The sequence below is a fragment of the Salmonella sp. SAL-020 genome (assembly GCF_017372215.1).
Lineage (GTDB): Bacteria > Pseudomonadota > Gammaproteobacteria > Enterobacterales > Enterobacteriaceae > Salmonella > Salmonella enterica.
Map to the genome: position 1 here is coordinate 4,384,326 of NZ_CP071690.1, position 14,318 is coordinate 4,398,643.

The following is a 14,318-nucleotide window of genomic DNA, read 5'->3' on the forward strand; positions in this document are numbered from 1 at the left end:
ATAGTTCATGGCGATAGGTAGCATAGCAACGAACGATTATCCCTATCAACCTTTCTGATTAATAATACATCACAGAACGGAGCGGTTTCTCGTTTAACCCTTGAAGACACCGCCCGTTCAGAGGGTATCTCTCGAACCCGAAATAACTAAAGCCAACGTGAACTTTTGCGGACCTCTGGTCCGCTTTTTTTTGCGTAAAAAAGCCCGGCGTCGCTGATGCTCGGCCGGGCAGTATTACCTGATAGCGTTACGCTTATAAGGCCTACAACGCGAGGCGCGCCCTGGCATCGTCGATGGCCTGCGCCACCTGCTGCGGAGAAACGCCGCCTTTTGCCGCCCGTTTATCCAGACACGACTGCAAAGACAACATCGGATACACATCGTCGCCAATCACGTGGCTGAATTTCTGTAAATCGGCCAGCGGCAACGCTTCCAGCGGCTTACCCTGGCGAATGGCTTCTACCACCGCTTCGCCGACAATATGGTGCGCTTCGCGGAACGGCACGCCTTTCGCGACCAGGTAATCCGCCAGCTCCGTGGCGTTGGCATACCCCTGTTGCGCCGCGTCCTGACAACGTGGGCGTTTCACCTGAATACCGTCCAGCACCAACGCCGCCATATGCAGGCAGTCAAGCCAGGTATCGAGCGCATCGAACAGCCCTTCTTTGTCTTCCTGCATATCTTTGTTATACGCCAGCGGCAGACCTTTTAAAGTCATCATCATGCCGGTTAGCGCCCCTTGTACGCGACCGCACTTACCGCGAATCAGCTCCAGCGCGTCCGGGTTTTTCTTCTGCGGCATTAACGATGAACCGGAAGTCACGCGGTCAGAAAGCTCTACAAAACCCGCTTCACCAGAATTAAAGAAAATCAGATCTTCCGCGAAGCGTGACAGATGCACCATGCCGATAGCCGCATCAGAAAGCAGTTCCAGTACGTGGTCACGATCGGACACGCTGTCCAGGCTGTTGCGGGTCGCAGACGCAAAGCCCAGCCAGCCTGCCAATTGTTCACGGTCAATTTCATAGGCCGTTCCCGCCAACGCGCCGCAACCTAGCGGACTCACGTCCAGACGTTTAAGCGTGTCCTGCAGGCGGCTTTCATCGCGCGCCAGCATTTCGACATACGCGAGACACCAGTGGGCGAAAGTCACTGGCTGCGCGCGTTGCAGATGGGTATATCCCGGCATTACCGCGTCCTGGTTCGCCTGCGCGGTTTCCACCAGCGCGCTCTGTAGCTGGCGGTTAGCGGTAAGCAGTTCCCTCACCGTCTCTTTGCACCACAGTTTCAGGTCCGTCGCCACCTGATCGTTACGGCTGCGCCCGGTGTGCAGCTTTTTACCCAACTGACCCACTTTGTCGATGAGCTTACCTTCCACCCAGCTATGGATATCTTCCGCATCGCTTTGCAGGATTTGCTGCGGATTCACGCGAACCTCTTCCAGCAGCACGTTCAGCGCTTCTTCCAACTGTCGTTGCTCATCGGCAGTCAGTACGCCTACCGTGACCAATGCTTTGGACCAGGCCACAGAACCGACAATATCCTGCTCCGCCAGACGGTAATCGAAGCGCAACGAATCATTGAATTGTTTAAACCGCTGGTCTGCCGCCTGTGTAAAACGCCCACCCCAAAGTGCCATAATAGACTTCCTTAAATTCTTCGAATTTCACTGCCGGATGGCGCTACGCTTATCCGGCCTATAATTTCTGTTCACGCAGGCCCGATAAGGCGCAGCCGCCATCGGGCGAACAAATAGTTAAGCCAGAATACGCGTGCCAATCGGCGTACCGTTAAACAGCGCCGGCAGTTGCTCCGCATGACGCCAGGAAGCGATATCCACCGGGCGACCCAGCGCCCGCGCAGCATCGAGAGCCGCATTCACTTTCACAATCATCCCGTCGGTAATAATGCCCTGGTCGATAAGCTGCTCGGCTTTGGACGCCGTCATTTCGGCGATACGCTGGCCTTTGCCGTCCAGAATACCGCTCACGTCAGAAAGCAGGATCAGATCGGCCCCCAGCGTCGCCGCCAGCGCGGTTGCCGCCTGATCGGCGTTGACGTTCATCAGTTGGCCGTCGTCTGTTACGCCAATGGAGCTGACCACCGGCAGAAAGCCGTTTTCCAGCAGCATGTTAATCAGCTTCGGCGACCCCGGTTGCGCCAGCCCGACGTGGCCTAACGCTTCATCGAGTTGGGTCACGTTTACGCTGTCGCCATCGCCCAGAAACAGACCAACAGAGGCGATATGGTGTTTCTTCGCCCAGGCCAGCAGAGTTTTGTTAGCGGTTCCCGCCAGCGCGCCGGTAATGATGCCAATCTGATCGGCAGGCGTCACGCGCAGGCCGTCTTTCTTTTTCACTGGCAAATTAAGCCCTTTCATCAGCTCATCCACCACGCAACCGCCGCCGTGAACAATCACCAGCGGACGCTGATGGGACTCACGATAGTTGACCAGCGCGGTAAAAAGACGTTCCAGAGCCTCTTCGCTATCCAGTAATACGCCACCCAGCTTGATAATTAATGGATTCATCATTTCACCCTTAAATAAGAGACTGCGTTTCAGCGAAGCCAAAACGAATATTAGCGCACTGCACCGCCTGCGCCGCTGCGCCTTTCAACAAGTTGTCTTCGGTTGCCACCACAATTAGATGTTCGCCCTGGACGGCAAAACCAATATCGCAGAACGGCAGCCCGACGACGTTCTTTAACGCCGGAACGCCTTTGTCATACAGGCGCACCAGCGGTTTGTCGCCATAGGCTTTTTGCAACACGTCGGCGACCTGCGCATGGGTTACTCCCGCTTTCAGGCGGCAGGTAATGGTTTCCATAATCCCGCGCGGGAAATTCCCCAGATGCGGGGTGAAGATGACCTCCGCGCCCAGATGGGCAGCGATTTCCGGCTGATGACGATGCGTAAACACGCCATACGGTTGCAAACTCACTTCACAGAAACTGTTCGATATTGCCGCCTTGCGCCCCGCGCCGCTCACCCCGCTGGTGGCATTAATTACCGGCCACTGCGTCAGATCGAGAAGCCCGCCGTCAATCAGCGGTTTTAGCGACAACTGCGCTGCGGTTGGATAGCAACCAGGAACCGCAATCAGATTCGCCGTGTTCAGTTTATCGGCATTCCACTCCGCCAGACCGTACACCGCCTGCTCCAGCAGCTCAGGATATTGATGAGTAAATCCGTAGTACTTTTCATAGAAGGCGCGATCGTTTACCCGAAACGCGCCGGAAAGATCGAATACGACGCATCCGGCCTGTAAAAATTGCGGCGCCAGATCGTGGCTCACTTCATGCGCTGTCGCCAGGAACACCACATCAACATCTGCACTAAAATCACGTACATCCGACATCGGTTGCAATGGCAGGTCGACAATCCCTTTTAACTGCGGATGTAAATCAGAAATTAACTTTCCTGCATCATTGCTTTGCGCTGAGACGGTCAAAGCGGTTATGGTCATATGTGGGTGGCGATTTACGTAGCTTACAAGCTCTGCGCCCGCATAACCGCTAGCGCCTACAATCAGCGTATTCAACATCGGGTTCCTTTATGCTCAACGTTAATGTATTTTTATTCATAATTAATGCATGAATATTGATACTATCATGACCTGAGGTGTGTCAACAATGAAAAACGTTTTACCGCCATTTATCGAGATTTACCGCGCTTTGATTGCCACACCGTCGATAAGCGCAACCGAAGAATCCCTGGATCAAAGTAATGCGTCTTTAATCACTTTGCTTGCAGGCTGGTTCAGCGATCTTGGTTTCAACGTAGAGGTTCAACCGGTTCCAGGAACGCGAAACAAATTTAATATGCTCGCCAGCACCGGACATGGCGCGGGCGGTTTGCTGCTGACCGGCCATACCGACACGGTTCCCTTTGATGACGGACGCTGGACGCGCGACCCGTTCACGCTGACCGAGCATGACAATAAGCTCTATGGCCTGGGCACTGCGGATATGAAAGGCTTCTTCGCTTTTATTCTGGACGCGCTACGTGACGTTGACGTCACAAAGTTGAAAAAGCCGCTCTACATTCTGGCGACCGCCGATGAAGAGACCAGCATGGCGGGGGCGCGTTATTTTTCCGAAACCACGGCATTACGTCCGGACTGCGCGATCATTGGCGAACCGACGTCGTTGCAACCGATACGCGCGCACAAAGGGCATATCTCTAATGTCGTTCGCGTCCTGGGGCAGTCCGGTCATTCCAGCGACCCGGCGCGTGGGGTTAACGCCATTGAACTGATGCACGATGCGATTGGCCATATCATGCAACTGCGTGACTCGCTGAAAGCGCGGTATCACTACGAGGCGTTTACCGTTCCGTATCCAACGCTGAATCTGGGCCATATCCACGGCGGCGATGCCTCAAACCGTATCTGCGCCTGCTGCGAATTGCATATGGATATTCGTCCACTGCCGGGCATGACGTTAAACGACCTTAATGGACTGCTTAACGACGCGCTGGCCCCGGTAAGCGAACGCTGGCCGGGCCGCCTGACGGTGGCGGAATTACATCCGCCGATTCCAGGTTACGAGTGTCCACCGGACCACCAACTGGTTGAAGTAGTAGAAAAACTGTTGGGAACAAAAACCGACGTGGTGAACTACTGTACTGAAGCGCCGTTTATGCAGACATTATGCCCAACGCTGGTGCTTGGTCCGGGCTCAATTAATCAGGCGCATCAGCCGGATGAATATCTCGAAACGCGTTTTATTAAGCCAACCCGGGAATTGATTACCCAGGTAGTACACCATTTTTGCTGGCATTAATGCATATTGCCCGGTGACGTGATGTTTACCGGGCCTACCCCGTCTTGTAGGCCGGATAAGCGCAGCGCCATCCGGCGTCTCTACGCCACATGTTCATAAGCATTTCTTATTTGGCACGATGCGAATTAACTTTAATAAATTACCGCCATTTTTTCGTTTGCTGAACCGATTTCGCAGTAATTGACGCCACGGGTTTTACGTGGCTTTATAAAAGACGGCTAAAAAGCAAAGTCCGAAAAATTTTACGTCACAGCAAGGCGGCAAACGAGCCCATTCCGCAGAACTGGCATACGGGCGAACGCAGCCACTGCCGCTGTGGCATGAAAGAGACAGGGCAATTACATTAAAGATGGGGTGTCTGGGGTCATATGAACGAACAATATTCCGCGTTGCGTAGTAATGTCAGTATGCTCGGCAAGGTGCTGGGAGAAACCATCAAGGATGCGCTGGGAGAACACATTCTTGATCGCGTAGAAACAATCCGTAAGCTATCCAAATCTTCACGCGCCGGCAATGAAGCTAATCGCCAGGAGCTGCTCACCACGCTACAAAATTTGTCTAATGACGAGCTGCTGCCAGTTGCGCGCGCGTTTAGTCAGTTCCTGAACCTGGCCAATACTGCCGAGCAATACCACAGCATTTCGCCAAAAGGCGAAGCCGCCAGCAACCCGGAAGTGATTGCCCGCACTCTGCGCAAACTGAAAAACCAACCGGACCTCAACGACGCAACCATCAAAAAAGCGGTAGAGTCGCTGTCGCTGGAGTTGGTGCTAACCGCCCATCCGACAGAAATTACCCGCCGTACGCTTATTCACAAGATGGGTGAAATCAATAACTGTCTGAAACAGCTTGATAATACCGATATCGCCGACTACGAACGTCACCAGGTGATGCGTCGCCTGCGCCAGTTGATTGCCCAATCCTGGCATACGGATGAGATCCGCAAGCAGCGCCCAAGCCCGGTGGATGAAGCCAAATGGGGCTTCGCCGTGGTTGAGAACAGCCTGTGGCAGGGCGTACCTAACTATCTGCGTGAACTGAACGAACAGCTGGAAGAAAATCTCGGCTACAAATTGCCGGTGGATTTTGTGCCGGTACGTTTTACCTCCTGGATGGGCGGCGACCGTGACGGCAACCCGAACGTGACGGCGGATATCACCCGCCACGTGCTCTTGTTAAGCCGCTGGAAAGCCACCGATCTGTTCCTGAAAGACATTCATGTTCTGGTATCAGAACTGTCGATGGTCGACGCCACGCCGGAGCTGCTGGCGTTAGTGGGCGAAGAAGGCGCGTCTGAGCCGTATCGCTACCTGATGAAAAAATTGCGCGCCCGTCTGATGGCGACCCAGTCCTGGCTGGAAGCGCGTCTGAAAGGCGAGAAGCTGCCCAAACCGGCTGGCCTGCTGACGCAAAACGAGCAGCTCTGGGAACCTCTGTACGCCTGCTACCAGTCGTTACAGGCCTGCGGCATGGGCATTATCGCCAACGGCGAGTTACTCGACACGCTCCGCCGCGTGAAGTGTTTCGGCGTACCGCTGGTGCGTATTGATATCCGTCAGGAGAGCACCCGCCATACCGAAGCGCTGGGCGAAATTACCCGCTACCTCGGTATTGGCGACTACGAAAGCTGGTCGGAAGCCGACAAGCAGGCCTTCCTGATCCGCGAGCTGAACTCCAAACGTCCGCTGCTGCCGCGTAACTGGGAGCCGAGCAACGATACCCGCGAAGTGCTTGAAACCTGCAAGGTTATTGCCGAAGCGCCAAAAGGATCGATCGCCGCCTACGTAATTTCAATGGCGAAAACGCCGTCTGATGTGCTGGCTGTGCATCTGCTGCTGAAAGAGGCAGGTATCGGCTTTGCCATGCCGGTCGCGCCGCTGTTTGAAACCCTCGACGACCTGAACAATGCCGACGACGTGATGACCCAGTTGTTGAATATCGACTGGTATCGCGGACTGATTCAGGGTAAGCAGATGGTCATGATCGGCTACTCCGACTCGGCGAAAGACGCCGGCGTCATGGCCGCGTCATGGGCGCAGTATCAGGCGCAGGACGCCCTGATCAAAACCTGTGAAAAAGCCGGCATCGAGCTTACCCTCTTCCACGGCCGCGGCGGTTCTATTGGCCGTGGCGGCGCGCCAGCCCACGCGGCGCTGCTTTCGCAACCGCCAGGCAGTCTGAAAGGCGGTCTGCGCGTGACCGAGCAGGGCGAGATGATCCGCTTCAAATACGGCCTGCCGGAAGTCACCGTCAGCAGCCTCTCGCTCTACACCAGCGCAATTCTGGAAGCAAACCTGCTGCCGCCGCCGGAACCGAAAGACAGCTGGCGTCATATTATGGATGAGCTTTCCGTCATCTCCTGTGAAACCTACCGCGGCTACGTGCGCGAAAATAAAGACTTTGTACCGTACTTCCGCTCCGCGACGCCGGAGCAAGAGTTGGGCAAATTGCCGCTCGGCTCACGTCCGGCGAAACGTCGTCCAACTGGCGGCGTCGAATCGCTGCGCGCGATTCCGTGGATCTTCGCCTGGACGCAAAACCGCCTGATGCTGCCAGCCTGGCTGGGCGCGGGTACTGCGCTGCAAAAAGTGGTGGAAGACGGTAAACAAAGCGAACTGGAAGCCATGTGCCGCGACTGGCCGTTCTTCTCCACGCGTCTTGGGATGCTGGAAATGGTGTTCTCGAAAGCCGACCTGTGGCTGGCCGACTATTACGATCAGCGTCTGGTGGCGAAAACGCTATGGCCGCTGGGCAAAGAGCTACGAGACCTGCTGGAAGAAGACATTAAAGTGGTGCTGGCGATTGCCAACGATTCGCACCTGATGGCCGACTTACCGTGGATTGCGGAGTCCATTCAGTTAAGAAACGTTTATACCGATCCATTAAACGTGTTGCAGGCCGAGTTGCTGTATCGTTCCCGTCTGACTGAAGAGCAGGGCAAATCGCCCGATCCTCGCGTCGAACAGGCGTTGATGGTCACGATTGCGGGCGTCGCCGCCGGTATGCGCAACACCGGCTAACGCAAAAAGAGAGCCGCTCTCACGCAGTTATGTGGGGGCGGCATGAAATACTGCTGTCATCCTCGTCATTTTTTCAATATATTCCTGTCTGCATTTTATGCATTTGTAAATCTTTCTTAGCAAAACGTGCGGCATAAAGCAGGTTTGCTTCAGATTCTTTTAAGGTTCAGGCGTTACGTTTGGCGCTACGATTAAAGACAGGCTCTCATTATGCAATCCACATTACTCCAGACTAAACCCGCGTTTAGCTGGAAAGCCCTGGGCTGGGCACTGCTCTACTTTTGGTTCTTTTCCACCCTCCTGCAGGCCATTATTTATCTCACCGGATACAGCGGGACAAACGGTCTGCGGGATTCGCTACTGTACAGCTCACTGTGGCTGATCCCGGTCTTTCTGTTTCCAGGCCGCATCCGGGTTATTGCGGCCGTTATTGGCGTCGTACTCTGGGCCGCCTCGCTGGCGGCGCTGAGCTATTACGTAATCTACGGGCAGGAGTTCTCGCAAAGCGTGCTGTTTGTGATGTTTGAAACCAACGCCAATGAAGCCAGCGAATATTTAAGCCAATATTTCAGTCTGAAAATTGTTCTTGTCGCGCTGGCTTATACGGTGGCGGCGATTTTGCTGTGGACACGTCTGCGCCCGGTTTATATTCCATCGCCCTGGCGTTATCTGGTGTCGTTTGCCCTGCTGTACGGGCTGATCCTCCATCCCATCGCGATGAATACCTTTATCAAGCATAAGTCGATGGAGAAAACGCTGGATAGCCTGGCGTCACGAATGGAACCCGCCGCGCCGTGGCAATTTATTACTGGCTACTATCAGTACCGTTTACAGCTCGCCTCGCTGAATAAACTGCTGAATGAAAACGATGCCCTGCCGCCGCTGGCTAACTTCCAGGACCACTCCGGCGATGCGCCGCGCACACTGGTACTGGTGATTGGCGAATCGACCCAGCGTGGCCGTATGAGTCTGTACGGTTATCCGCGCGAAACCACGCCGGAACTGGACGCGCTGCATAAAACCGACCCCGGGCTGACCGTGTTTAATAATGTGGTAACTTCGCGACCGTACACCATTGAGATCCTGCAACAGGCGCTAACGTTCGCGGACGAAAAGAACCCGGACTGGTATCTGACGAAGCCATCGCTGATGAATATGATGAAACAGGCCGGGTATAAAACCTTCTGGATCACTAACCAGCAGACGATGACGGCGCGTAATACCATGCTGACCGTGTTCTCTAAGCAGACTGATAAGCAGTTCTATATGAACCAGCAGCGCACTCAAAGCGCACGCGAATATGACAGCAACGTGCTGGAGCCGTTTAAAGCGGTGTTAGCCGACCCGGCGCCGAAAAAATTCATTATTGTGCATCTGCTGGGAACGCACATTAAATACAAGTTCCGCTATCCAGAAAACCAGGGCAAGTTTGATGGTAAAACCGACCATGTTCCGCCGGGATTAAGCAGCGACGAACTGGAATCGTATAACGATTACGACAACGCGAACCTGTATAATGACTATGTTGTCGCCAGCCTGATTAAGGACTATAAAGCGACCGATCCGAACGGTTTCCTGCTCTACTTCTCCGATCACGGTGAAGAAGTGTATGACACGCCGCCGCATAAGACGCAGGGACGAAACGAAGATTCGCCAACCCGTCATATGTATACGGTGCCGTTCCTGCTGTGGACCTCAGAGAAATGGCAGGCAGCGCATCCGCGCGACTTCTCACAGGATGTCGATCGTAAGTACAGCAGTTCCGAGCTTATCCATACCTGGTCTGACTTAGCGGGCCTGACCTATGATGGCTACGACCCGACGCGCTCCATCACCAACCCGCAGTTCAAAGAGACCACGCGCTGGATTGGCAACCCGTATAAGAAAAACGCGCTGATTGATTATGATACGTTGCCGTATGGCGATCAGGTCGGTAATCAATAGCCTGTATGTTGCCCGATAACGCTAACGCTTATCGGGCCTGGCGTGCTTCTCTCCCGTAGTCCGGATAAGGCGCAAAGCGCCGCTATCCGGCAATAATCGCTTGAGGACATCGGTTTTCGACGTTACTGTTTCCTCTGTTTGCGATCGGCAGGGGATTATCATGTATCACGACGTCAGCCACCTTCTCTCCCGTCTCATCAACGGCCCGCTGCCGCTGCGCCAGATTTATTTTGCCAGCGCCAGCGGCCCAGCGCCGGAACTGGCGTACCAGGTGGATTTTCCGCGGCTGGAGATTGTGCTGGAGGGCGAGCTTACTGACATGAGCATTACCGCCCCGCTCATTCCTTGCGATGTTCTCTACGTTCCGGCTGGCGGCTGGAACATCCCGCAATGGCAAACGCCCGTCACCACCCTGAGCATTCTGTTTGGCAAACAGCAGTTAGGTTTCAGCGTAGTCCACTGGGATGGTCAGCAGCATCAAAACCTCACGAAACAGCACGTTGCGCGCCGCGGCCCGCGTATCGGCTCGTTCCTGTTACAAACGCTTAATGAGATGCAGATGCAGCCGCAAGAGCAGCAAACGGCCAGATTGATTGTCGCCAGCCTGCTAAGCCATTGCCGCGATCTGCTCGGCAGCCAAATCCAGACCGCCTCCCGCAGCCGCGCGCTTTTTGAAGCCATTCGGGAGTATATTGATGAACGCTACGCCGCGCCGTTGACGCGCGAATCGGTAGCACAAGCGTTTTATATCTCGCCAAATTACCTCTCGCACCTGTTCCAGAAAACGGGGGCCATCGGCTTTAACGAATACCTGAACCATACGCGACTGGAACACGCCAAAACGTTGCTGAAGGGCTATGACCTGAAAGTGAAAGAGGTGGCGCACCGTTGCGGCTTTGTCGACAGTAACTATTTCTGCCGCCTGTTTCGCAAAAATACGGAACGCTCGCCGTCGGAGTATCGCCGCCAGTATCACAGCCAGCTAACGGAAAAGCAGATTACTCCAGGATAAGGTGGGTATGTTGCGGCGCGGAAAGGAGTTTACGCACAGCGCTCATTACCCGCTGTGGCTCCCGCAAAAAAGCGCTGATCCCCGACTGGACATAGCGACTCCGGGTAAATCGCTCCACGCCCGCCAGCTCGATATCGGTAATGAGCAACACGACATCGGCACGGCGGATATCCTCTTCCGTTAAGCGGTTCTCTGTACCGAGTGCCCCCTGGGTTTCAATCTTGATGCTCCACTTCTCCTGCTGGCAAAGTTTTTCCAGCCGTTCAGCAGCCATATAGGTATGCGCTACACCGCTCACGCAGGCGGTCACTGCCACCAGATGCCGTACAGGTACTGCCATATTAACCTCCTGTGGTGACCTGAAATCCTGCTTGCTCCGCCATCTCCCGAAACAGAGCGATCTCTTGCACCGACGGCGCGGGAATATCTTTCATCATCCATGATTTTCCAAGCAGCCGGTATTTCGGCTCGCCGTACTGATGAAACGGTAGCAGGTGAACCTGCTTTATTCCTAATGATCTCAACAATGTTAACGCGCACTGCAGATTCTCTGCGTTAAGCGTAAAGCCAGGAATCAACGGCAAACGAGGGATCACCGTGATTCCCTCGCTAACCAGTAACCGTAAATTCTCCAGTACGCGCGGCAGATTCATGTTGATCACCTCGCGCGCCCGCTCCGCATCCATAATTTTCAGATCAAACAATACCTCATCACACGCCCTTGCCAACGGCAGTAGACGGCTGGCCGACGTATCGCCAGCCGTTTCAATAGCACAAGGAACGCCCCAACGCCGCAATCGCTGTAAGAAGCGCGTGGCGAACGGCGCCTGCATCAGCACTTCGCCGCCAGAAAGCGTCACCCCGCCGCCGGAAGTACGAAAGAAGATGTCGTCTTTCAGCACTTCGCGTTCCAGTTCATCCAGCGTAATATCACGCCCAATACGCTCAAACGCGCCGGAAGGACATTCGTCGGCATCCCGCAGACACGGCGTGCAACGCAGGCATTTATTTTCCCGGCGCACCGTTTCAATGCGCGGCGAGATAGATTCCGGATTAGCGCACCACGGACAGGTATGCGGACAGCCCTTAAAAAAGACCACCGTACGAATCCCCTGCCCGTCATTCAGCGAATAGCGCTGGATATTGAAGATACGCGCGGTCTCCTCATCGCGCGCCCCCACAACCTCACAACTGATGCGCGGTGCGGCGAATAATGTCATCCTGAATCTCCTTCGACAGCTCGACAAAGAAGGCGCTGTAGCCCGCCACGCGCACCACCAGCCCAGCGAAATCCTGAGGCCGTAGCTGCGCTTCGCGCAATGTGTCGGCATTCACCACATTAAACTGGATGTGCTGCAGTTTGAGCTGGGTAAACGCGCGCAGGAAATCCGCCAGCTTGCGCAGTCCCGCCTCTCCTTCCAGAGTCGCAGGAGTAAACTTCACGTTCAGCAACGTACCGTTCGACAGCAGCGTGTTATCCAACTTACTTACTGATTTTAGTACCGCCGTCGGCCCTTGCATATCCTGTCCGAGCATCGGCGACAGGCCGCCATCCGCCAGCTGTTCTCCGGCAAAACGCCCGTCCGGTGTCGCGCCGACCACCGCTCCCAGCGGCACATGCGCGGAAACCGTGTATGAACCCGGCGTAAACTGGCCGCCGCGCGGATTCTGGTATTTTTCCACCTCTTTGCAGTAATACCGCAGCAGTTCGGCGCTGATGTTATCGACATTATCAATGTCGTTGCCATATTTTTCGAAGCGGTTGATAAGCCTGGCGCGGATCTTTTCCCCTTCTGGCGTGGCGAAGTTGTTTTTCAGGATCGACAGCAGCGCATCAAAACTCAGGCGCTGCTGATCGAATACCAGCCCATTGAGCGCATGAAGGGAATCACTCAGGTTGGCGATACCGATGCCCTGTACGCCCGAAAAGTTATAGCGCGCGCCGCCGTCGGTGATGTCTCGCCCTTTCTCCAGGCAGTCGCTGATAAACGAAGAGAGCAGCGGCACCGGCGCCCAGTCACGATGGCCGATATCGCAAATATTGCTGCCTTCTACCATTAGTGTAATGTAGTGACTGATTTTGGCGCGAATATGCGCCAGCAACGCCTCATAAGTAAGAGTGTCGTTGCCCTCATTTTCATACAAGCTGATTTCCATCACTTTCAGCAGATTAAACATGGCGATGTCATGCAGCCCGTAGGTTCTGCCCGGAATCGACAGCTCAACACATCCCACCACCGCATAATCGCGCGCATCCTCCAACGACACGCCACGGTTAAGGAACGCGGGAACCACCACTTCGTCATTGAAAATCTGTGGAATGCCGGTACCGAGGCGAATGGTCTCGGCGGTCTTGAGAAGGAACGGCGTATCAATCAGCGCGTTAGTGCGCACGCCGAGATTCGGCTGCGGCAACTGCACGCTCTGGTAGGCATCCAGGCAGAGAAAAGAGAGCACGTTTACCGCGCTGCGTCCGCTTTCCGTCAATCCGCCCAGCAGCGCGGTGTAACCCGTCGGGAAACCGGCAAAATAGCGCGCGCTACTGGTGGAGCGCAGCAGCACGATATCGTTGCATTTCACCCACAGCGACTCGAGCAACTCTTTCAGGAACGCCGGATCGTCGCCCTGAGTGAGCGAAGTCTGATAAAACGGCAGCATGTACTGGTCGAAGCGCCCGAGCGACAGCGAACTGGCGTTGGACTCGTACTGCAAAATAATGTTCATGTACCAGAACAGCTGACATGCTTGCCAGAACGTCTGTGGTTTGTGCTGCGCGTTATGCCGCGAATTGGCGGCAATGGTGAGCAGTTCCTGACGACGACGAGCGTCCGGGCAGCGCTCCGCCTGGTGTTCCGCCAGTACGGCATAACGCAGGATGTGGCGTTGCGATGCCTCAAGTAACAACAGAGCGGCCTGATAAAAGTCGTTTTCCGGCTGTTGCTCGCAGCGCGCGCGCATCTGCGCCGCCAGTTCACCCAGCCCGTTATTGAGCAAGCGTGGATAATCAATAATGATATGCCCCTGCCCTTTATCCGTCTGGTTAATGCTAAAAATCTGGGTGCTGACGGCGGCTTTCACCTCATCGGTCATCTGCCCGTTAATAAAATCTTTCATCGACCGTTTTTCCCAGTACGGGAATAGAACCTCACGATAGAGGCGCTTATCCTCTTCGCTGATATCAAAACGGTCCTGCGGACGCGTCGGGAACCGATCCAGCTCGTTAAGCAGCCAATACGGGTCCATTTCCGGCGACATAATACCCGCGCGCGGCTTAACGGTTCGGTTTCCGGCAATCAGCTCCTCGTCACGAATCGAAATTTCAACATGTTCAAGGATATACGCCGTCGCTTTGGCGCGGCGCAAAATGACCGGTTCGCCCTCCGTCTGCTGATGGCTGGCGGTATAAAGCAGCGCGCGCTCCAGAGAAATTTCACGGTGATTCTGAAACAGAGCGGCTTTGAGGCGTTGAATACGATGGGTCATGAGGAGCTCCTGTGGACACGAGCGCCGGATGGCGGCATAAATCTCTTATCGGGCCTGTGAGCAGGCCCGATAAA

10 protein-coding genes are annotated in these 14,318 nt (G+C 54.9%); 4 read left to right on the plus strand and 6 right to left on the minus strand.

The features are described from left to right. Positions 1-262: 262 nt before the first annotated feature. From argH to argC, 3 genes are all read right to left on the minus strand, one after another. A complete protein-coding gene (argH, locus tag J1G48_RS21220; RefSeq protein WP_001230062.1) occupies positions 263-1,639 on the minus strand; it encodes an argininosuccinate lyase in 1,377 nt (458 codons plus the stop codon). A gap of 117 nt (positions 1,640-1,756) precedes the next feature. Further along, positions 1,757-2,533 carry an acetylglutamate kinase gene (argB, locus tag J1G48_RS21225; RefSeq protein ID WP_001575262.1) on the minus strand — a complete coding sequence of 259 codons (777 nt, stop codon included), beginning with the start codon at positions 2,531-2,533 and terminating at the stop codon, positions 1,757-1,759. 7 nt (positions 2,534-2,540) lie between these two features. After that, positions 2,541-3,545 carry an N-acetyl-gamma-glutamyl-phosphate reductase gene (argC, locus tag J1G48_RS21230; protein WP_000935334.1) on the minus strand — a complete coding sequence of 335 codons (1,005 nt, stop codon included), beginning with the start codon at positions 3,543-3,545 and terminating at the stop codon, positions 2,541-2,543. 88 nt (positions 3,546-3,633) lie between these two features. Between argC and argE the strand changes: the two genes are divergently transcribed. From argE to J1G48_RS21250, 4 genes are all read left to right on the plus strand, one after another. Continuing rightward, positions 3,634-4,785, plus strand: a complete 1,152-nt coding sequence (gene argE, locus J1G48_RS21235) for an acetylornithine deacetylase (RefSeq protein ID WP_000800208.1) — start codon at positions 3,634-3,636, stop codon at positions 4,783-4,785. 368 nt (positions 4,786-5,153) lie between these two features. Continuing rightward, positions 5,154-7,805, plus strand: a complete 2,652-nt coding sequence (ppc, locus tag J1G48_RS21240; RefSeq protein WP_001005548.1) for a phosphoenolpyruvate carboxylase — start codon at positions 5,154-5,156, stop codon at positions 7,803-7,805. Between the two features lie 210 nt (positions 7,806-8,015). Next, entirely contained in the window at positions 8,016-9,749 is a 1,734-nt protein-coding gene (locus J1G48_RS21245) for a phosphoethanolamine transferase CptA (RefSeq protein WP_001192093.1), read from the plus strand. Between the two features lie 160 nt (positions 9,750-9,909). Next, on the plus strand, positions 9,910-10,761 hold the full coding sequence (locus J1G48_RS21250) for an AraC family transcriptional regulator (protein ID WP_000274596.1): 852 nt from the start codon (positions 9,910-9,912) through the stop codon (positions 10,759-10,761). Here the strand turns inward: J1G48_RS21250 and J1G48_RS21255 are convergent. Genes J1G48_RS21255 through J1G48_RS21265 form a run of 3 tightly spaced genes read right to left on the minus strand, consistent with a single transcriptional unit; the run spans position 10,748 to position 14,244 of the window. Next, complete coding sequence (locus J1G48_RS21255) at positions 10,748-11,101, minus strand: PTS fructose-like transporter subunit IIB (protein WP_000290522.1); 354 nt, start codon at positions 11,099-11,101, stop codon at positions 10,748-10,750. The genes J1G48_RS21250 and J1G48_RS21255 overlap by 14 nt on opposite strands. Before the next feature lies 1 nt (position 11,102). Further along, the gene (locus J1G48_RS21260) at positions 11,103-11,981 is read right to left on the minus strand and encodes a [formate-C-acetyltransferase]-activating enzyme (protein ID WP_000171724.1); all 879 of its coding nucleotides are present in this window, start codon (positions 11,979-11,981) and stop codon (positions 11,103-11,105) included. Next, a complete protein-coding gene (locus J1G48_RS21265; protein WP_000149710.1) occupies positions 11,947-14,244 on the minus strand; it encodes a formate C-acetyltransferase in 2,298 nt (765 codons plus the stop codon). Before J1G48_RS21265 ends, J1G48_RS21260 begins: the two co-directional genes overlap by 35 nt. Positions 14,245-14,318 lie beyond the last annotated feature (74 nt).

Excerpts from the sequence above, each read along its gene's own strand:
- ppc (WP_001005548.1), top strand. The coding sequence starts at position 5,154 with ATGAACGAACAATATTCCGCGTTGCGTAGTAATGTCAGTATGCTCGGC.
- argB (WP_001575262.1), bottom strand. The coding sequence starts at position 2,533 with ATGATGAATCCATTAATTATCAAGCTGGGTGGCGTATTACTGGATAGC.
- argE (WP_000800208.1), top strand. The coding sequence starts at position 3,634 with ATGAAAAACGTTTTACCGCCATTTATCGAGATTTACCGCGCTTTGATT.
- J1G48_RS21260 (WP_000171724.1), bottom strand. The coding sequence starts at position 11,981 with ATGACATTATTCGCCGCACCGCGCATCAGTTGTGAGGTTGTGGGGGCG.
- argC (WP_000935334.1), bottom strand. The coding sequence starts at position 3,545 with ATGTTGAATACGCTGATTGTAGGCGCTAGCGGTTATGCGGGCGCAGAG.
- J1G48_RS21250 (WP_000274596.1), top strand. The coding sequence starts at position 9,910 with ATGTATCACGACGTCAGCCACCTTCTCTCCCGTCTCATCAACGGCCCG.
- J1G48_RS21255 (WP_000290522.1), bottom strand. The coding sequence starts at position 11,101 with ATGGCAGTACCTGTACGGCATCTGGTGGCAGTGACCGCCTGCGTGAGC.
- argH (WP_001230062.1), bottom strand. The coding sequence starts at position 1,639 with ATGGCACTTTGGGGTGGGCGTTTTACACAGGCGGCAGACCAGCGGTTT.
- J1G48_RS21265 (WP_000149710.1), bottom strand. The coding sequence starts at position 14,244 with ATGACCCATCGTATTCAACGCCTCAAAGCCGCTCTGTTTCAGAATCAC.
- J1G48_RS21245 (WP_001192093.1), top strand. The coding sequence starts at position 8,016 with ATGCAATCCACATTACTCCAGACTAAACCCGCGTTTAGCTGGAAAGCC.